This window comes from Pseudomonas sp. S2_A02 (assembly GCF_054668495.1).
In genome coordinates, this window is the sequence record NZ_CP162776.1 from 2569472 (window position 1) to 2589613 (window position 20142).

The 20142-nt window shown below is 57.5% G+C and carries 17 protein-coding genes and 1 rRNA gene; 8 read left to right on the forward strand and 10 right to left on the reverse strand.

The window, feature by feature from the left end:
• Window positions 1-145: 145 nt before the first annotated feature.
• A 16S ribosomal RNA gene (locus AB4O41_RS11880) occupies window positions 146-1684 on the reverse strand.
• A gap of 697 nt (window positions 1685-2381) precedes the next feature.
• Here AB4O41_RS11880 and AB4O41_RS11885 point away from each other — a divergent pair.
• Together AB4O41_RS11885 and AB4O41_RS11890 are read left to right on the forward strand one after the other, a co-directional pair.
• Complete coding sequence (locus tag AB4O41_RS11885; RefSeq protein WP_460147845.1) at window positions 2382-4319, forward strand: alkaline phosphatase D family protein; 1938 nt, start codon at window positions 2382-2384, stop codon at window positions 4317-4319.
• Between the two features lie 16 nt (window positions 4320-4335).
• Window positions 4336-4872 carry a P-loop NTPase family protein gene (locus tag AB4O41_RS11890; protein WP_460147846.1) on the forward strand — a complete coding sequence of 179 codons (537 nt, stop codon included), beginning with the start codon at window positions 4336-4338 and terminating at the stop codon, window positions 4870-4872.
• Between the two features lie 44 nt (window positions 4873-4916).
• On the opposite strand, the gene AB4O41_RS11895 is transcribed toward AB4O41_RS11890, so the two are convergent.
• Entirely contained in the window at window positions 4917-5888 is a 972-nt protein-coding gene (locus AB4O41_RS11895; RefSeq protein ID WP_460144197.1) for an IS110 family RNA-guided transposase, read from the reverse strand.
• Window positions 5889-6175: 287 nt separating this feature from the next.
• Entirely contained in the window at window positions 6176-7351 is a 1176-nt protein-coding gene (locus AB4O41_RS11900) for an acetylornithine/succinylornithine family transaminase (RefSeq protein WP_460147847.1), read from the reverse strand.
• A 102-nt stretch (window positions 7352-7453) separates the two neighbouring features.
• Here AB4O41_RS11900 and AB4O41_RS11905 point away from each other — a divergent pair, with 102 nt between their 5' ends.
• The 3 genes from AB4O41_RS11905 (at window position 7454) to AB4O41_RS11915 (ending at window position 9849) form a co-directional block, all read left to right on the forward strand.
• Window positions 7454-8359 (forward strand): LysR family transcriptional regulator, encoded by a 906-nt coding sequence (locus tag AB4O41_RS11905; RefSeq protein ID WP_460147848.1) that lies wholly within the window; start codon window positions 7454-7456, stop codon window positions 8357-8359.
• Window positions 8360-8434: 75 nt separating this feature from the next.
• Entirely contained in the window at window positions 8435-9445 is a 1011-nt protein-coding gene (locus AB4O41_RS11910) for a sensor domain-containing diguanylate cyclase (protein WP_367374271.1), read from the forward strand.
• Window positions 9445-9849 carry a GNAT family N-acetyltransferase gene (locus AB4O41_RS11915; RefSeq protein ID WP_460148336.1) on the forward strand — a complete coding sequence of 135 codons (405 nt, stop codon included), beginning with the start codon at window positions 9445-9447 and terminating at the stop codon, window positions 9847-9849. Before AB4O41_RS11910 ends, AB4O41_RS11915 begins: the two co-directional genes overlap by 1 nt.
• An 8-nt stretch (window positions 9850-9857) precedes the next feature.
• Here AB4O41_RS11915 and msrA read toward each other — a convergent pair whose 3' ends face one another.
• From msrA to msrB, 3 genes are read right to left on the reverse strand one after another with little or no spacing between them, the layout of a single operon-like run.
• Complete coding sequence (gene msrA, locus AB4O41_RS11920) at window positions 9858-10565, reverse strand: peptide-methionine (S)-S-oxide reductase MsrA (protein ID WP_460147849.1); 708 nt, start codon at window positions 10563-10565, stop codon at window positions 9858-9860.
• Window positions 10566-10592: 27 nt separating this feature from the next.
• On the reverse strand, window positions 10593-12380 hold the full coding sequence (locus tag AB4O41_RS11925; protein ID WP_460147850.1) for a cytochrome c biogenesis protein DipZ: 1788 nt from the start codon (window positions 12378-12380) through the stop codon (window positions 10593-10595).
• A gap of 43 nt (window positions 12381-12423) precedes the next feature.
• Window positions 12424-12939, reverse strand: a complete 516-nt coding sequence (msrB, locus tag AB4O41_RS11930) for a peptide-methionine (R)-S-oxide reductase MsrB (protein WP_460147851.1) — start codon at window positions 12937-12939, stop codon at window positions 12424-12426.
• A 153-nt stretch (window positions 12940-13092) separates the two neighbouring features.
• Between msrB and AB4O41_RS11935 the strand changes: the two genes are divergently transcribed.
• The 3 genes from AB4O41_RS11935 (at window position 13093) to AB4O41_RS11945 (ending at window position 16174) form a co-directional block, all read left to right on the forward strand.
• Complete coding sequence (locus AB4O41_RS11935; RefSeq protein ID WP_367374266.1) at window positions 13093-13809, forward strand: response regulator transcription factor; 717 nt, start codon at window positions 13093-13095, stop codon at window positions 13807-13809.
• Entirely contained in the window at window positions 13806-15332 is a 1527-nt protein-coding gene (locus AB4O41_RS11940) for a sensor histidine kinase (RefSeq protein WP_460147852.1), read from the forward strand. The genes AB4O41_RS11935 and AB4O41_RS11940 overlap by 4 nt, the downstream gene beginning before the upstream one ends.
• Before the next feature lie 137 nt (window positions 15333-15469).
• Window positions 15470-16174, forward strand: coding sequence for a hypothetical protein (locus tag AB4O41_RS11945; RefSeq protein ID WP_460147853.1), 705 nt, complete (start codon window positions 15470-15472; stop codon window positions 16172-16174).
• Window positions 16175-16244: 70 nt separating this feature from the next.
• Here AB4O41_RS11945 and cyoE read toward each other — a convergent pair whose 3' ends face one another.
• Genes cyoE through cyoB form a run of 4 tightly spaced genes read right to left on the reverse strand, consistent with a single transcriptional unit; the run spans window position 16245 to window position 20140 of the window.
• On the reverse strand, window positions 16245-17132 hold the full coding sequence (cyoE, locus tag AB4O41_RS11950) for a heme o synthase (RefSeq protein ID WP_095055612.1): 888 nt from the start codon (window positions 17130-17132) through the stop codon (window positions 16245-16247).
• An 11-nt stretch (window positions 17133-17143) separates the two neighbouring features.
• Window positions 17144-17479, reverse strand: a complete 336-nt coding sequence (gene cyoD, locus AB4O41_RS11955; protein ID WP_008025399.1) for a cytochrome o ubiquinol oxidase subunit IV — start codon at window positions 17477-17479, stop codon at window positions 17144-17146.
• Window positions 17480-18106, reverse strand: coding sequence for a cytochrome o ubiquinol oxidase subunit III (locus tag AB4O41_RS11960; RefSeq protein WP_192346092.1), 627 nt, complete (start codon window positions 18104-18106; stop codon window positions 17480-17482). It abuts the gene before it with no gap.
• 3 nt (window positions 18107-18109) lie between these two features.
• Window positions 18110-20140 carry a cytochrome o ubiquinol oxidase subunit I gene (gene cyoB, locus AB4O41_RS11965; RefSeq protein ID WP_460147854.1) on the reverse strand — a complete coding sequence of 677 codons (2031 nt, stop codon included), beginning with the start codon at window positions 20138-20140 and terminating at the stop codon, window positions 18110-18112.
• Window positions 20141-20142: the final 2 nt, after the last annotated feature.

Here is a 20142-nt window from a genome sequence, read left to right on the forward strand (position 1 = left end):
CGACCTCACCCTGCTCTTAACCACGAAGCATGGGGTGCGCTCTAACCAACTCAGCTACAACCTGACACAGGCTGCTTCTTTATCGTCTTCTTCAATGAATCAAGCAATTCGTGTGGGAACTTATGGAGCAGCTGATGTCGTCGATTAAGGAGGTGATCCAGCCGCAGGTTCCCCTACGGCTACCTTGTTACGACTTCACCCCAGTCATGAATCACACCGTGGTAACCGTCCTCCCGAAGGTTAGACTAGCTACTTCTGGTGCAACCCACTCCCATGGTGTGACGGGCGGTGTGTACAAGGCCCGGGAACGTATTCACCGCGACATTCTGATTCGCGATTACTAGCGATTCCGACTTCACGCAGTCGAGTTGCAGACTGCGATCCGGACTACGATCGGTTTTCTGGGATTAGCTCCACCTCGCGGCTTGGCAACCCTCTGTACCGACCATTGTAGCACGTGTGTAGCCCAGGCCGTAAGGGCCATGATGACTTGACGTCATCCCCACCTTCCTCCGGTTTGTCACCGGCAGTCTCCTTAGAGTGCCCACCATTACGTGCTGGTAACTAAGGACAAGGGTTGCGCTCGTTACGGGACTTAACCCAACATCTCACGACACGAGCTGACGACAGCCATGCAGCACCTGTCTCAATGCTCCCGAAGGCACCAATCCATCTCTGGAAAGTTCATTGGATGTCAAGGCCTGGTAAGGTTCTTCGCGTTGCTTCGAATTAAACCACATGCTCCACCGCTTGTGCGGGCCCCCGTCAATTCATTTGAGTTTTAACCTTGCGGCCGTACTCCCCAGGCGGTCAACTTAATGCGTTAGCTGCGCCACTAAGAGCTCAAGGCTCCCAACGGCTAGTTGACATCGTTTACGGCGTGGACTACCAGGGTATCTAATCCTGTTTGCTCCCCACGCTTTCGCACCTCAGTGTCAGTATCAGTCCAGGTGGTCGCCTTCGCCACTGGTGTTCCTTCCTATATCTACGCATTTCACCGCTACACAGGAAATTCCACCACCCTCTACCATACTCTAGCTCGTCAGTTTTGAATGCAGTTCCCAGGTTGAGCCCGGGGATTTCACATCCAACTTAACGAACCACCTACGCGCGCTTTACGCCCAGTAATTCCGATTAACGCTTGCACCCTCTGTATTACCGCGGCTGCTGGCACAGAGTTAGCCGGTGCTTATTCTGTCGGTAACGTCAAAACAATTACGTATTAGGTAACTGCCCTTCCTCCCAACTTAAAGTGCTTTACAATCCGAAGACCTTCTTCACACACGCGGCATGGCTGGATCAGGCTTTCGCCCATTGTCCAATATTCCCCACTGCTGCCTCCCGTAGGAGTCTGGACCGTGTCTCAGTTCCAGTGTGACTGATCATCCTCTCAGACCAGTTACGGATCGTCGCCTTGGTGAGCCATTACCTCACCAACTAGCTAATCCGACCTAGGCTCATCTGATAGCGCAAGGCCCGAAGGTCCCCTGCTTTCTCCCGTAGGACGTATGCGGTATTAGCGTCCGTTTCCGAGCGTTATCCCCCACTACCAGGCAGATTCCTAGGCATTACTCACCCGTCCGCCGCTCGCCACCAGGTACAAGTACCCGTGCTGCCGCTCGACTTGCATGTGTTAGGCCTGCCGCCAGCGTTCAATCTGAGCCATGATCAAACTCTTCAGTTCAAACATCTTTGGGTTTTTAAGAAACCCTAAACTTGGCTCAGCAATCGTTGGTTACATCTTTGATTTCTCGCGGAGTAACTTGTGATGCTGATAATCTTGTTGACTATCAGTCTGACTCCACAAGCACCCACACGAATTGCTTGATTCAGTTGTTAAAGAGCGGTTGGTTAAGATCTTTCGTCTCAACCGAGGCGCGCATTCTACAGCAGCCTCTGTTGCTGTCAAGCGGTTATTTTCAGAAGTTTTCAAGGTTTTCCTTAACAACTTCAACCACTTGCGCTTCCGATCTCTCGTTAGCGGGAGGCGAATTCTACAGCGTTAATCGCTGCTGTCAACACCTCTTTTTCTCCGCTTTCGACCGAGAAGATCGAACCGTCAATAAGGCGAAAACACACGGCCTTACCAACTCCTTCTGGCTTCGATGAACTGAAGCGTAACCGCTGTCGAAAACTGCATAACTCTTTGTTTACCAAGGAGTTTTCCGTTTCGACTGCGCCGGAAGTGGGGCGAATTATAGACTTCCAGAATCTGCCGTCAACTCCTAATTATGCTTTTCTATCAATAACTTTGCGCAAGCCGGAAAACAGCGCATTCCCCTTCTATATAGGAGAACTCACCAGAATATACCGCCGCCTTGGCTTGCCCTCCCACTGCGCTATCATCGCCCGCCTCTCTGCACCAAGAGTCTTGAACCCGGATGCCCGTATCTTTGCCATTGCCCGCCGATCACTCTCCTTTGCCACCGGTCCTCGTCGGCCCGCTATTACGGCGCCTGGAACCCACGAGGCTGGTGCTGTGGCTGGTGGGGTCGCGTGCGCTGTCGCTGACGCTACGCTTGCAAGGAGTCGACATCCGGCTCGATGCGGATCAATGCACGATCATCCCGGTCGGAACTCATGCCTTCATTCATTTGATAGATGTGCCACTGGATGCCGCCCTGCCCTGCGACACGTTGATCGAGTACGACCTGCTGATCACCGAAGCGGATGGCACGCCGTCGGGCATCGCCGAGTGGGCGCCGCATCTGCTGTACGGCGAAGCGCATTACCCGAATTTCGTGCTGCGCTCGCGCATCGATCAGTTGCTGCATGGCTCCTGCCGTAAGCCTCACCATCCGGCGGCCGATGGTTTGCTGTGCGTCGATCGGTTGCTGGAGTCCGAGCCGGACGCCTGCAAGCGCCCCGCGCTATTAATGATGAGCGGCGACCAGGTGTATGCGGATGATGTCGCGGGGCCGATGTTGCTGGCAATTCATGCCTTGATCGAGCGCCTGGGGCTGTTCGACGAACACCTCGACGGTGCGGTGGTCAGCGACAGCGCCAAACTCTACGAACACCCAGCCAGCTACTACCATCGTGCGGATTTGTTACCGGCGCTTGAAAGCAACGAAACCCTGCGCGAACGATTTTTCGGTGGAGCGCGTAAGCCGATTTTTACCAGTAGCAGCGCCGACAACCATCTGGTGACCTTCGCCGAGGTCATAGCCATGTACCTATTAGTATGGTCGCCAACGTCCTGGACACTGATCGCGCCAGAACCACCGGCGCTCACACCCGAACGACGCAAGCGCTATGCCCTGGAGCAGATGCGCATCGATGCGTTCAAGAAAGGACTGAGTGGTGTGGGGCGAGCGATGGCGCATCTGCCGTGCCTGATGATTTTCGATGACCACGATATTACCGATGACTGGAATCTTTCCGCGCAATGGGAGGAAACGGCCTACGGCCATCCTTTCTCCAAGCGCATCATCGGCAACGCACTGCTCGCTTATATGCTGTGTCAGGGTTGGGGCAACAACCCGGATGCATTTGGCAGCATGCTGGAAAAAACCCGTCTATTGAGTGCCACGGGGCAAGACCATTACCTCGACAGCAACGTCCAGGACGATTTGATCGATGAGCTGCTGAGTTTTCAGAAGTGGCATTACGTACTGCCCACCCGCCCGGCGCTGGTGGTACTCGACACCCGCACCCGGCGCTGGCGCAGCGAGATGAACCTCAAGCAACCGTCGGGTCTGCTGGACTGGGAAGCACTCAGCGAGCTGCAACAGGAATTGCTCGATCATCCCTCGGCAATCATCGTTTCGCCCGCGCCGATCTTCGGGGTCAAACTGATCGAAACCGTGCAACGTGTGTTCAGCTGGTGCGGTTATCCATTGATGGTGGACGCCGAAAACTGGATGGCCCATCGCGGCGCGGCCCAAGTGATCCTGAACATTTTCCGACACTCCCGCACACCCGGGAACTACGTAGTGCTGTCCGGTGATGTGCATTATTCCTTCGTCTACGAAGTATTGATCCGATACCGCAAGGCCGGCCCGCGCATCTGGCAGATCACCAGCAGCGGGATCAAAAACGAATTCCCGCCCGCCCTGCTCGAATGGTTCGACCGCCTCAACCGCTGGCTCTACTCGCCCCGCTCGCCCCTCAATTGGCTGACCAAGCGCCGGCGCATGCGCATTGTCCCGCACATTCCCGAACACGCCGAAGCCGGGGAACGGCTGTGGAACTCGGCAGGGATCGGCCAAGTGTTCTTCAATGAAAAGGGCCAGCCGCGGGATATTTATCAATTCAATGCGGATGGATCGCCGAAGACGCGGATGATCGCGCCTGAAATTTCCGAAGCGGTTGAATGACTTTGCCCGAGTTGCCATGAGCAATTATTACCTGCACAGCATGAACCTCACTCGAACCCTGATCATCGGCAACTCCGGCTCGGGCAAGAGTTGGCTGGCCAAACGACTGGCCGAGCACCTGCAAGTGCCCTGGATCGATCTCGACCTGATTCACTGGATATCCGATGAACACAGCATCGCTCGTCCCCGCGCCGAGGCATTGGGAATGGCGCGTGTGGCGGCGAGCAAAAATCGTTGGGTTATCGAGGGTGTGTATGGCTGGATGGTCAGCGAACTTGTGGAACAGGCGACGGCGTTGATCTGGCTGTGTCTGTTGGACGAAGACTGCGTCAGTCATATTCGCCAGCGAGAAGCGAACCGGGACGATAGTGATGAGTTGCTGATAGCGTTACAGGACTGGGCGGGTAGTTACCGTACTCGCGAAGGGTCCAGTGGATTTGCCGCTCACCAGCGTTTGTTTGAAGGGTTCAATGCTTCGAAACTTCAACTGATGAGCCGGGCTGAAGTCTCGGCTTTCATCAACACAATATACAAACCGACTGATCGCTCCTGATTCCACTGACGCAGATACCGATCCTGTAGATACCGTCTTAAACCTCACCGAGCAAGCGCAAGTTTCGGGTCATAAGGCTGGCCCGATTTGAGCACGCCATAAACGAAGTGCAGCAGCTTGCGCATCGCGGCACAAATGATCTGCTTGGGGGCCTTGCCGTTGGCCTTCAAGCGATCCTTCATGGCCATGATCGCCTTGTTGTGCTGCAGCGCCACCAGGCCGGGCATGTAAAGGCCTGCCCGCACGCGCGCTGAGCCGATTTTTGAGATCACAGTACGGCCTTTGAGCAGTCCCGAATCCTGCAGCTTGGGGTTCAACCCAGCAGCAGCAACCAGCTTGCGAGGATCGTCATATTTACGCAGGTCGCCCAGCTCGGCCAGCAGCCGCTCAAGCGTTTTCTGCCCGATACCGTCGATGGTCACGATCAAGTCGCGCATTTGACGCATATCCGGGTCGTCATCGATGTGTTTTTTGATCGCTTTGTGCGTTTCAGCGATCTCTTTTTCGATATGGTGCAGCACGGAGTTAATTGAGGCTTTGACCTTTTCGTCAGATACCCCCAGACGATTGAGCTCCATTTGCTGCATTTCCTGAAGGTCATCCAGGCGGCGAACCAAGGCTTTCAACTGGCGATACTTCAGAGGCTCCGGCGCCCATGGCTGAAGCTTTTCATCCTTTTCCCGGGCGAAGTCCGCGATCAGCTTGGCGTCGCTTTTATCGGTTTTGATCCGGCGTAACTCACTGCCGGCGTAGGCATGGGTCGTGGCCGGATTCACCACGCAAACCCGGTAACCCTTGTTGTAGACGAACTCGGCGAGCGCCAGGTGATAGACACTGGTGGCCTCCATCACGATCAGTGCCGAAGGTTCGACCTGCTTGTGCAGCCAGGCTTCAAACTCTTTGAATCCTTTGGCGTCGTTCGCCAGTTTGGCTTTGGTTTTATGCTTGCCATTCGGCAGGTGTGTAGCGATATCAAAGGTGTTTTTAGCGACATCGACGCCGACGAAACTGGACATGTCTTCTCCCAATCAGATCAGTTGCGATCATCACTACACTCTGTCCAACCTTGTGAATGCGGGCTCTCGCCAGAGACGGGCCCAAGATACCGTTCGAACTGTACGAGTGAGTGTGGAGGGTTGGAGCACGATCTACGTCACAGGCAAAAAGCCTAAGGAGCTGCACGGCTTCCAGGTCCCTCCCTCGATGATCAGTCGAGAACTATCGCTCCTGATGGAGCAATAGTCGAGATACAAGGAGCTGCCGAAGGCTGCTCCTACAGGGGAATGCATTCACCCAGGAGAAGTCAGGCTGCGCTCACTGCCCGACCAACTCCTCTGACAATCATCTCCACTTCCCGCTCATCAATCGTCAGCGGCGGCAAAAGTCGAATGGTTTTGCCCCGTGTCACGTTGATCAGCAAGCCGTGATCGCGGGCGGCTATCAGGGTCAGGTCGCGAATCGGTTGTTTGAGTTCAATGCCAATCATCAAACCCTGGCCGCGAATTGCCAGAACGTTGGGGTCATCGGCCAATTCGATGCGCAATCTGGCGAGCAAGTGTTCTCCCCGCAGTTTGGCATTCTCCAGCAGCCCTTGTTCTTCAATGATCTCCAGCACGGTGCAACCGACGCGGCACGCCAGCGGATTTCCGCCGAACGTGCTGCCGTGGCTGCCGGGGGTAAACAGGTCGGCTGCTTTGCCCCGAGCCAGACAGGCACCAATAGGGATGCCGTTGCCCAGGCCTTTGGCCAGGGTCATGACGTCCGGGATGATGCCTTCATGCTGGAACGCAAACCACTGGCCGGTGCGGCCGATGCCAGTCTGGATTTCATCGAGCATAAGCAGCCAGGCGTGCCGGTTGCAAAGTTCGCGCACCGCTTTGAGATAACCGGGCGGCGCCATTTGCACACCGCTTTCGCCCTGGATCGGCTCCATCAGGATCGCCACGATGCGCCGGCCGTGGGCTTGTTGCACCACCTCCAACGCCGCGAGGTCGCCGAACGGCACTTTAATGAAATCCCCAGGCAACTCGTTAAAGCCCAGGCGCACCGCCGGGCCGTCACTGGCGGACAAGGTACCGAGAGTACGACCGTGAAAGGCGTTTTCCATGACCACCACCAGCGGCTGCTCGATGCCTTTATGCCAGCCGTAAAGCCGCGCGAGTTTCAGCGCGGTTTCATTGGCTTCGGCGCCAGAGTTGTTGAAGAACGCCCGGTCCATGCCAGACAACCGAACCAGTTTCTGTGCCAGCCGCTGTTGCCAGTCGATGCTGTACAGGTTGGATGTATGCAACAGCAGCCCGGCCTGCTCACTGATGGCCGCCACAATTCGTGGATGGGAATGGCCGACGTTGGTCACCGCCACGCCCGCCACCGCGTCCAGATATTCGCGACCGGCCTGATCCCACAAGCGCGTGCCCAAGCCTTTGCTGAAACTCAGGGCCAAGGGTTGGTAAGTGCTCATCAGGCAGGCGGCGGTCATGACATCAAACTCCATTAATAGTCGGTGTTTTTGCAGTATGGTTAGCCACCTGAGCTGGATAAACACTGCAACACTTCAATCATTTTAAAGCTGAGTTTGATAATGGATTTGTTCCAGGCAATGACCGTTTACGTAAGAGTGGTGGAAGCCGGCAGCATGACCGCCGCCGCTTTGCAGTGCGAAATGTCGACGACCATGGTCGGCAATCATCTTCGGGCCCTGGAGCAACGTCTGGGTGTGCGCCTGCTCAACCGTACGACACGGCGTCAGCGGCTGACGGAATTTGGCACGGTGTACTATCAGCGTTGCCTTGAAGTGTTGGGGCTGGTGGCCGATTCCGAACGCCTGGCCGAACAGACCTTGGACGAACCGAGCGGCACTCTGCGCATCACTGCCCCGCTGACCTTCGGCACCGAACGGCTGGCACCGGCCTTGAGCGAATTCGCGCTGCGCTGTCCGCAGGTCAAACTCGACGTTGTGTTGACCAACCAGCGCCTGGATCTGCTCGACAACGGTTTCGATGTAGCGATTCGCTTGGGCACTACCGAGATGTCCAACATGATCGCCCGCCCGCTCATCGACTACACAATGACTCTGTGTGCTTCGAAGGACTATCTGGCGCGCCGAGGCACTCCGGAAAAACCTGCCGACCTGCAACACCATGACTGCCTGGCCTTCGCCTATCCGGCCGGAGATGACTGGCACTCGGTAGCCAAACAATGGCGCTTGAGGGGACCCGAAGGCGAAGTCATGGTGGAGGTCAGCGGACCGATGCTGATCAACAGCTCGGCGGGGCTGCATCAAGCGGCGCGAACCGGGATGGGCATCGTGATGGTGCCCGATGCCTTGGTGGAGCAGGACCTTCAGGACGGAAAATTGGTGGCCTTGATGCAGGACTACCAATTGCCGAGTCGGCCAATGAACCTGGTGTACGCCCAGGACCGCTACCGTTTGCCGAAATTGCGCAGCTTCGTCGACTTTGCGCTGCAGAGGTGGGGCAAGCACTAGCCGGGGCAATACCCCATGAACTAATCTCCTCGACTGGCGAGTCACGTTGATATCAGTTCGGCAGGGAGACCGATGATGGGTGAGGCATCGAATATCGAGCCGTTGAAGTTCAATCTGTCAGATTTTAACGAAGGCATGTTGCACACCATTCTGGAACTGGTCAGCGATGGCATCTGGGACTGGAATGCCAACACCGGGTTCGTCTACCGCAACCCCGGGTGGTACGAGATGCTCGGTTATCCGCCTCATTCCCTGGATAACAACGTGCTGACCTGGGAAAACGTTATCCATCCCGACGATTATTCACGAGTCATGGCGCTGTTTGATGACTACCTGAAGCAGCGTGCACCCGGCTATCAAGCCGAGTATCGCTGCCGCATGCGGGATGGCACTTACACCTGGATCGAAGATCGCGGTTATGTGCTGGCACGTAATGCCGACGGCTCAGTGGCACGAATGGTCGGCGCGCACCGCAGTATCGAAGACAAGAAACGCTTGTTCGAAGAAATGGAACGGCGCAATCAATCCCTCGAAGCCATCGTCGAAGAACGCACCCGGGAGTTGTCTCGGGTCAATCAGCAGTTGCAGATCCAACTCGAAGAGAATCGTAAACTGGCGGAAACCGATGTGCTCACCTCCATCGCTAACCGCTATCGGCTGGAAAAAGCCCTGCCCCAGGAATGCGACCGCGCCCAACGCTTTCGTCAGCCCCTGTCGCTGATCGCCATGGACATAGATGATTTCAAGAACATCAACGATCACTACGGCCATGCCCTGGGTGATGCGGCGTTGGTGCAGGTGATCGAGAGCGTTAAGCACTACGTGCGTGAAGGTGATTTGTTGGCCCGTTGGGGAGGCGACGAATTCATCATGATCCTGCCTAATACCTTGTTGGCCGACGCCAGGGCGCTCGCTGAAAGAATCCGCCATGGCCTTTCGAGCCTGCTGCCAGTCGGGGACTATCAAGTGACCATGAGTTTTGGCGTGGTACAACGCTTTGAAGAAGAACAACAGACCGGGCTGCTGGCAAGAGCTGATCAGGCGCTGTATCGGTCGAAGATTGCGGGCAAGAATGTGATTTCATGATGAATACTCCCGTGCTTATCCGTAATGTGCAGCCGTCGGACGTGGAGTCCGTGCGACTTTTTCTTGGCGAGAATGGGTGGGCTCACCGCACCGGTTCATCTGAGTATTTCGCTCAGTTGATCGCTAACTCTCAATGTACAGCTCTTGCGATAAAGAACTCCCACATCGTCGGGTTTGCCCGAGGTGTCACCGACGGTTTATCTAATGGTTATCTGTCGATGGTTGTCGTGTGCAGGCAAACTCGACGTGAAGGCATCGGTCGCGCGCTGGTTGAGCATGTCATGGGCGACAACACCGCCATTACCTGGGTTCTGCGAGCAGGCCGTGAAGGCGCTTCGGATTTCTTTTCAAAGCTGGGCTTTGAAACGTCAACCATAGCGATGGAACGCTCACGCTTGAAGTAGCCAATGCACTATTGACCAGTCTTCACCAACACCGGCTTCGCCTGATACCTATCCGGATACAGCTGCTTCAACTGCGCCACCTTCGGCAGGTCATTGATCACGATGTAGGGATACGTCGGGTGCTCGGCCAGGAAGTCCTGATGCTCGTCCTCCGCAGGGTAAAAGCCGTTGTAGGTTTCCAGTTGGGTAACGACGGGTTTGTTGAACGAATGGGCGGTGTCGAGTTGTGCGATATATGCCTGGGCGACGCGTTGCTGTTCAGCGCTTTTCAGGAAAAGCGCCGATCGATACTGGGTGCCGCGATCCGGCCCCTGGCGGTTGAGTTCGGTGGGATTGTGAGCCACCGAGAAATAGATCTGCAACAGATTGCCATAGCTGACTTGAGCGGGATCGAAGGTGACTTCGACGGCCTCCGCATGACCGGTATCGCCATTGCTGACCCGCTCATACTGAGCGGTGTCGGCTGAGCCGCCCGCGTAACCGGAGACAGCGTTCTTCACCCCTTTGACGTGTTGAAATACCCCTTGGACGCCCCAGAAGCAACCGCCGGCAAAAACCGCCGTCTCGCTGTGCGCTTGAGTTTTTTCGTCGAGCGTTGGTGGTGGAATGATGACCGCCTCTTCAGCGACTCCGAAGGAGAACGCTGCACACTGACCGATAACACTGGCGGCGACCAATCCCAGCAGGGTCCGACGCCAGTTAAATAGAGTTTTCATGAGCTGTCTCCTGAGCGAATGGGGCTATCAACCAAACGTAAATGCGTACGCCGACACACCGGGATCGAGAAACTCAATGCTGAACGTCCGGTCCGTTACGCCTGCGGTCTGGCGTACCAGTTGATACAACCGCTGCTCGGTGACGCTGCCGCTGCCATCGGGCGCCACGTCGACACCGTGGGCATCTCCTGGGGGCTTGCCGTCAATCAACACTTTGAAACGCACCGGTTTGCCGTCAGCACCGGGGCCCAATACCAGATGCAGATCGCGAGCGTGGAAGCGGTAGACGATACGACTGGCCGGTGCGTTTGAAACGGCTCGCTCCGGACCGACAGTCCATTGACCCTCCAGGCTCCAATCATTGAGGGCCAGTTGCGACGGTGGGCTGTAGGCCTCCACCTTGTCCGGCACCAGATCGGTTTCAGCGACGAAATGCTCCGCCCGTCGGTAGCCGACATAGGTTTCCGGCGATCGCACTTCATTCATGTTCGGGGCGAGCTGGACACCCTCGGCACGAGCATTGATTAGTCCGTCCTCGACTTTCGCAGCGCCCGCCTCACGCAGCAGTTGCTGAATCACTCGCTCCGATTCGGCGTATTTGCCTTCACCAAAGTGGTGATAACGAATGCGTCCCTGAGCATCGGCAAAATAGTGGGCTGGCCAGTATTGGTTGTTGAAAGCACGCCAGACCCTATAGTCGTTATCGATTGCCACCGGATAAGTGATGCCCAGGTCTTTCATGGCTTTGGTGACGTTGCCTACATCACGTTCGAAGGCAAACTCGGGCGTATGGACACCGATTACCACCAAGCCCTGATCGCGATACTTCTCGGCCCAGGCCTTCACATACGGCAGGGTGCGCAGGCAGTTGATGCAGGAGTAAGTCCAGAAATCCACCAGCACAACCTTGCCCTTCAAGGCCTGGACAGTGAGAGGGGGTGAATTGAGCCATTGCACAGCGCCGTCCAGCGATGGAAGGTTGCCTTCAATCGGCAGTTCGCCCGGTATCTTGGCGGTCATTTTCATGCTGCCGGCGGGTTGATCGCCGCCCCGTGGAATCTGCGACATCATCGCCCCACTGTCGGTCGGCAACTTATCGGCCAACCGGCTGACCAACGCCTGCTCGATGCCGCCGGTGGAGGCTGTCGAGACCCGCGCCAGAATCCCCGTATCCAGCCCCAAAGCGATCGCCGCCACACCGGCCAGCATCGCGACTCCCAAACCTCGACGCAGCCACTCGCCTGCGCCTATCGAGCGCTTCATCGCGGCGAAGACTTTACCGCCCAGCAGCAGTGCCGCGGCGAGAGAGGTGGCGGCACCGGCCGCGTAAGCCAGTAGCAACAGTGTGGTGGCGATGTTTGCCCCTTGCAGCGCCGCGCCAGTCAACAGCAGGCCCAGAATCGGCCCGGCGCAGGGCGCCCAGAGCAGGCCCGTGGCGACACCGATCAGCAACGAAGCGCCGGGACGCGGCCGGGTATCGGCAGCCGCGGCTTCCGACAGCCGACCGCCGACCGCCACCAGTGGACGTGTCAGGCGCTCTGCCAACCGAGGCAGCAACAGCGTCAGCCCGAACAGTGCAACGAACAGCAACGCGAGCCAGCGACCGTACTGATTGACTTGCACCACCCAGCCGCCGCCCACCGCCGCCAACGAGGCGACGAGCGCGAAGGTCAGCGCCATCCCCGCCAGCAGCGGCAAGCCACTCTTCATAAATGGCTGCCCGGTGCGAGCGAAGACAAAGGGCAATACCGGCAGAATGCACGGGCTGACGATCGTCAGCACACCACCGAGATAAGCGAGGACCAGAAGCCACATAACGTCGACCTGCGTGAAGTGAGTGAAAGGAAGTGCCCATGGATTACGCCTGTGGCTTGAAAGTCAGCGCCAGGCCATTCATGCAATAGCGCAGACCGGTGGGCTTTGGCCCGTCCTCGAAAACATGCCCCAAGTGACCGCCGCAACGACGGCAGTGGACCTCTTCGCGCAGCACGCCGAAGGAGCGGTCCTGACGGGTAGCCACCGCGTTGTCCAGTGGCGCCCAGAAGCTCGGCCATCCAGTGCGGCTGTCGAACTTGGTGTCGGAAGAAAACAACGGCAGATCACAACCGGCGCAGGCAAAAACGCCCTCCCGATGCTCGTTGTTCAGCGGGCTGCTGTAGGCCCGTTCGGTGCCCTCTTCGCGCAGGATCTCGTACTGCTCGGAGCTAAGCAGCGCGCGCCATTCGCTATCGCTGTGAGTCACTTCAAAAACCTCCACCGCGCGGGCCTCGTCGACCAACGCAACGCTTGCGGAAAATTTTGGCAATACACCGATCACCAGGGCTGCAGCCCCCAGCCCGCCGCTTGCTACAAGAAACTGTCGCCGTGAAAACATGGGCCTTCTCCAAAATTCCAGGTGCCTTGCATGGAACACAGCCTAGGCTTGAGTTGATCGCCAAATCCTCACGAGGAGTTAAACAATTCGTGATAACTCAGCCTCAGGAAAACCCGCACAATGTGTTCATTGCGTCACAAAGGATTGAGCTCCATGGAACAGACCAAACGCGTCCTGGTGGTCGAGGACGACCTGCATATCGCCGACCTTATCTGCCTGCATCTTCGCGATGAGCAGTTCGAGGTGGTGCACTGCGCCGACGGCGATGAGGGCATGCGACTGCTGCAGCAAGGAAGCTGGGATGCTCTGATCCTCGACCTGATGTTGCCCGGCGTCGACGGCCTGGAAATCTGCCGCCGCGCGCGGGCCATGGCCCGCTACACACCGATCATCATCACCAGTGCGCGCTCCAGCGAAGTCCATCGAATTCTGGGGCTGGAACTCGGTGCCGACGACTACCTGGCCAAACCCTTCTCCATTCTAGAACTGGTGGCACGGGTCAAGGCATTACTGCGACGGGTCGACGCCATGGCCCGTAACCTGAAAATGGACGCTGGCAGCCTGATCAGCGATGGCCTGTCCATCGACCCGATCACACGTGAAGTATCCCTCGATGGCCGTCGTCTTGACCTCACGCCGAGGGAGTTCGATCTGCTGTACTTCTTCGTCCGCCAGCCCGGCAAGGTCTTCTCGCGCATGGACCTGCTCAACGCTGTGTGGGGCTATAGCCATGAAGGCTACGAGCACACGGTCAACACCCACATCAACCGCCTGCGGGCCAAGATCGAGACCGATCCGGCGCAACCGGCGCGCATCCTCACGGTGTGGGGTCGTGGTTACAAATTCGCCACGAGCGGAGAGCAGCCATGAGATTGACCCTGACACAACGCCTGTCCCTGGTGTTCGCCGTATTGTTGCTGGTGTGCTGCGGCACCTCGGCATGGATGCAGGTGCGCTCCAACCACATGCATGAACTGGAAGTGGTGCAAGGATTGTCGCGGGATCTGGCGCAACACATCGCCCACGACACCGTGCTGATGGACCGCAATGGCCCGATGCCCAATGCCGTGCGCGAATTGTTCAGCCAGCTGATGCTGGTCAACCCCAGTGTCGAGGTCTATCTGCTCGACACCGGGGGGCGAATTGTCGGCAGCGCCGCGCCCGAAGGCCGGATTCGCCGGGAACAGGTCGATCTGGCGCCGATCCAGCGTTTGCTCAAAGGTGAGGCCCTGCCGATTCTCGGCGACGATCCGCGCAGCGTCGATGGCAGCAAGGTGTTCAGCGCCGCGCCATTGCGGGTCAACGGTCAACCGGCTGGTTATCTCTATGTGGTGTTGCTGAGCGAAGAGCATGACCGCTTCGCCGAACGCGGCGCCACCAGCGCAGCGCTCAATACCGCGTTGTTGTCCATTGGGCTGGTGGCGTTGCTGTGCCTGATTGCCGGCCTCACGGCATTTGGCCTGATCACCCGGCCATTGCGCCGCTTGACCGAGAAAGTCAGTCAGTTCGATATCAATGGCGTTCCGTCGGAGCAGCCCGTCTCGCCCGAGCCAGAGCCGGTAGAAAAAGCCGCCAGCCACGATGAAATTGCCGTACTCGGCGCCGCCTTCCGACAGATGCAAGCGCGCCTCGGCGAACAATGGCGCTCGCTGACCCGCCAGGATCAGGAGCGTCGCGAACTGGTGGCGAACATCTCCCACGACCTGCGCACACCGCTGGCCTCGCTGCACGGTTACCTGGAAACCCTGTCGCTCAAGGACGCCACGTTGTCCCCCGCCGACCGCCGCCGCTATCTGGGGATCGCCCTGGATCAAAGCCGCAAGGTCGGCGGCCTGGCGCAATCATTGTTGGAACTGGTGCGACTGGAGCACGGTTTCGTGCAACCGGTGCCGGAGCGCTTTTCCCTGACCGATCTGGTGCAGGACATTTTTCAGAAATTCGAGCTCAGCGCCGAAGCGCGCCAGATTGAACTCAAGGCCAGCTTCGCCCCCAATGTCGCGGTGGCCTGCGCCGACCTGGGGCTGATCGAGCGGGTGCTGACCAACCTGTTCGACAACGCCCTGCGCCATACTCCCCCAGGCGGAGAAATCGAACTCAGCCTCCGCCCTCAGGGGGCTTTTATCGAAGTGACCGTCAGCGACACCGGCCCCGGCATCGCCCCCGAGTTGCGCGAAGGTCTGTTCCTGCGTCCGTTCAACATTGGCGGCGCACGACGCGATGGCGGACTGGGGCTGAGGATCGTGCATCGGATCCTGCAATTGCACGGTCGCGAGATCGAGCTGATCGATGTGCCCGGACGCGGCGCGACCTTTCGCTTCTCCTTGCCGGTGGATGAGCAAACGGCAGAACAATGTGTGGTTCGCTCGATGAATATAAATTCGATGGGGAAATAGTCGACAGCGCTGGCAAAAATGCTGACCAGCCGCCTGTTCATCCGTGACAACGCAGCCTCGGTCCAATAGATTAGGCGGCCTGAAAAAGCCTCGTGCTTTCTCGCCTCAATCCAAGTTAAAGAAGTAGTGAAATTTCAATGTCCGATTCCAATACCGCTGAATCCGTAGTCACCTTGTCGTCCAAAGCGGAATACGAAAACTCCATCAATCTTTCACAGCATGTGCCTCAGGCCAAGACCATCAGCGAGATGGTTCTGGACGCTTTTCAATCCACCCGGGAAAGCGACCAGATCCGTGAGCTGCGCGCCGCGATTCGCCAGGCTCATGACAGCTTCGACGACGACAAAGCCTACGATTTGATGGGCGAACTCAAGCAACTGAAAGATGCCGAAGCAGCCGACATCGCCGCCCTGGAAGACCTGAGCAGCAAATTCTCGATCAGCCGCATTCTGTCCAGCTTCAAGGACGACCCGGCGTTCCAGGAAATCGTTTATGGTCTGGCGCTAAAGGTACTGAACCAGACTCACCAGGCAATCAGCAACCCGAGCAGCGGCAAGAGCAAAGCGGCTCGCGCCAAGAAAGAAGTCGAAGTGTTCACCATCAGCAAGGACGGAATCAGCGTCACCCTGCCCCTGCGCACCCCACGTTCGCGCCTGAACGTTGACCGTGAAGCCCTGGAATTCCTGGGCTTCACTTTCGTCGGCGAAGGTGATGAAGCGGAACTGGAAAGCGAAACGTTCCTGGACAATGACGGGGCCGAACAAGCGGTCAACCGCAAGAACATTATCACCGCGCTTCAGCAGCAAACCGCGTTCGACGGCTACAGCATCGCCGCGCAGTAACGCTAAACGCTAAACAAAAAAGCCCCGCTCTTCTCTCGAAGGCGGGGCTTTTCTTTACAGCATCCGAAGCTTAAGGCGCGTAAGTCAGCAACAACTCACTCGGCACTTTAAAATCCAGCGACATCATCACGCTCAACGCAGTAATGGTGAAGATCGAGAACACGAACAGCTTGCGTGCCCAGACCGTGTCATCCACTGCCTTGTAACCGGTCCAGGCCATGTACAACCAGTACATGCCCATGGCCGCGGCGACGGCGAGGTAGCTCATGCCGGCGTAGCCGCTGAAGGTCAGCATCAAGGTCGCTACGAGGAACGCCAGGATGTAAAGCAGGATGTGCTTCTTGGCCACTTGAATCCCGCGCTTCACCGGCAACACCGGAATCGATGCGGCCAGGTAATCGTTGAAGCGGAAGATTGCGATGGCGTAGGAATGCGGCATCTGCCACAGACTGAACATCACCAGCAGCGTCAGTGCGGCCATGTCGAAGCTGTTAGTCACAGCCACGTAGCCAATCACCGGCGGCATCGCCCCCGACAGGCTGCCCACTAGCGTGCCGTGAACCGACTTGCGCTTGAGGTACAGGCTGTAGAAACCGACGTAGATGACAAAACCGATCACTGCGAACAGTGCAGCCAACGGGTTGGCCACCTTGTACAACAGTGCAACGCCGAAAACACCAAGGATGGTCGCAAAAGCCAGGGCCAGTTTCAGGGAGATCAAACCCTGGACCAGCACCCGGTTCTTGGTGCGTTCCATCTTCAGGTCGATGTCGCGGTCGATGCAATTGTTGAACACGCAACCGGAAGCCACCACCAGGGACGTGCCGATCATGGCAGCCAGGAAGATGGCCAGATCGACATGCCCTTTGGAGGCCAGGAAAAATCCGCCTGCCACTGAAAGCACGTTACCGAAAATGATCCCCGGTTTGGTGATTTGGATAAAGTGCTTCAAGGACATCCGGACTTACCTCAGTGCGCCATCATGTTGGTGTGGATGCTGAACATGATCCACAGCGACAGGCCTACCAACAGGACGATTACGATCGCGGCGAAAACAAACGCAATGACGTTGTTACGCTGCGCCGCCGAACGGTCCAGGTGGAGGAAGTACACCAGATGCACCAGCACCTGGATGACTGCGAAGGCCAGTACGATCCACAGGGTCAGGGCTTTCGGCAGCGATGGGTACATCACCAGGCCGAAAGGAATGACGGTCAGGATCACCGACAGGATGAAACCGATAGCATAGGACTTGACGCTGCCGTGGCCGGCGTCGTGGCTATCGTGGGAATGAGCGTTAGCCATTTACATAGTCCCCATCAGATAAACAACGGTGAATACGCAGATCCACACCACGTCCAGGAAGTGCCAGAACAGGCTCAGGCAGCTAAGACGGGTCTTATTGGTCGCCGTCAGGCCGTTTTTCTGCACCTGGTACATCATGATCGCCATCCAGATCAGACCGCTGGTCACGTGCAGACCGTGGGTGCCGACCAGGGTGAAGAACCCGGACAGGAAGCCGCTGCGGCTAGGACCGAAGCCCTCGGAGATCAGCATGTGGAACTCGTTGATCTCCATGCCGATGAAGCCGGCGCCGAACATGAAGGTCAGGGCCAGCCAGCCCAGGACCTGGTTCTTCTTGCCCTTGAACAACGCCAGCATGGCGAAGCCGTAGGTGATCGAACTGAACAGCAGCAGAGCGGTTTCGCCCAGTACGTATGGCAGTTCGAAGATGTCGTGGCCCGATGGGCCACCCGCTACGTTGTTAACCAGTACCGCGTACGCCGCGAAGATCGACGCAAACAGGATGCAGTCGGTCATCAGGTAGAGCCAGAAACCGAATACGGTCATCTCGCCCGAGTCGTGGTGATGGTCATCATGCCCATGTCCATCGACATGGGTGTGTCCAGCATTGGTCACTAAGTTCGACATGGTTTAAGCCTGTTCCAACGAGGTTTCAACACGGGTGGCGGTGGCTGGAACTTTCCCGGCCGCTACCAGACGCTTGTGCTGCTCGGCTTCGATGCGCTCGATCACGTCGACCGGCACCATATAGCCCTGATCATCACGTGCGGCATGGATCACGAAGTACCCAACGGTGCCGACCAGGCCAACGATGGCCAACCACCAGATGTGCCAGATCATCGCGAAACCGAACACGGTCAACAGAGCACCCATGACCACACCGGTCGCGGTGTTGTTTGGCATGTGGATCGGCTCGTAACGGGCCGGAGCCTGGTACGCGGTACCGTTTTCCTTGGCTTCGGTGAACGGGTCGATGGTTTCCGCTTTTGGCAGCACGGCAAAGTTGTAGAACGGTGGTGGCGACGAGGTCGACCATTCCAGCGTGTGGGCATTCCACGGGTCACCGTGTTCGCACATGTTTTCTGGCTTGTTGCGATCACGCACGCTGACGTACAGCTGGATCAGCTGGCAGGCGATACCGAAGGCAATCATCACCGCACCGAACATGGCGACGTACAGGTACGGCACCCACTCAGGGTTGGTGGTGGCGTTCAGACGACGGGTCATACCCATGAAGCCCAGTACGTAGAGCGGCATGAACGCGACGAAGAAGCCAGTGATCCAGAACCAGAACGCTGCCTTGCCCCAACCTTCGTGCAGCTTGAAGCCGAACGCTTTAGGGAAGTAGAAGGCGAAGCCTGCGATGTAACCGAATACCGCGCCGCCGATGATCACGTTATGGAAGTGCGCGATCACGAACAGGCTGTTATGCAGAACGAAGTCAGCACCCGGGATGGCCAGCAGTACGCCGGTCATGCCGCCGATGGCGAAGGTCACCATGAAGCCCAGGGTCCACAGCACTTGGCTGGTGAAACGCAGACGGCCCTGGTAGATGGTGAACAGCCAGTTGAATAGCTTCACACCCGTCGGGATCGAAATCAGCATCGTCGCCAGACCGAAGAAGGCGTTGACGCTGGCACCCGAACCCATGGTGAAGAAGTGGTGCAGCCAAACCATGAAGCCGAGAATCGAGATCGCGCCCGATGCGTAAACCATCGAGTGGTGGCCGAACAGTCGCTTGCCGGTGAAGGTCGAGATGACTTCGGAGAAGATCCCGAACGCCGGCAGAATCAGGATGTAAACCTCGGGGTGACCCCAGGCCCAGAACAGGTTGACGTACATCATCGGATTGCCACCAAGTTCATTGGTGAAAATGTGGAAATCCATGTAACGGTCAAGCGTCAGCAGTGCCAGGGTAGCGGTCAGGATCGGGAACGAAGCCACGATCAGGACGTTGGCCCAGGTGCAGGTCCAGGTGAAGATCGGCATGTCCATCAGTTTCATGCCAGGGGTACGCATTTTCAGCACGGTGGCCAGGAAGTTGACCCCCGTCAGCGTTGTACCTAGCCCGGATAGCTGGAGCGCCCAGATGTAGTAATCCATCCCCACGCCAGGACTGTATTGCAGGCCCGACAGCGGCGGATAGGCAACCCAGCCGGTCTTGGCGAATTCGCCAACGCCCAGGGACAGGTTGATCAGCACTACGCCGGAAACCAGCAGCCAGAAGCTCAGGGAGTTCAGGAACGGGTAGGCAACGTCACGCGCGCCGATCTGCAGCGGCACTGCAAGGTTCATCAGGCCGGTGAAGAATGGCATCGCCATGAAGATGATCATGATCACACCGTGAGCGGTGAAGATCTGGTCATAGTGTTCAGGTGGCAGGTAGCCAGGCGAACCCTCGGTGGCCATGGCCAACTGGGTACGCATCATGATGGCGTCGGCAAAGCCGCGCAGCAGCATGACCATGGCGACGATGATGTACATCACGCCGATTTTCTTGTGGTCGACCGAGGTCAGCCACTCGGTCCACAAATAAGTCCACTTCTTGAAGTAGGTGATTGCAGCGAACAGCGCCAGACCACCGAGCGCGATCATGGCGATGGTTATCATCACGATCGGTTCGTGGAACGGGACCGCTTCCCAACTTAATTTACCAAACATCG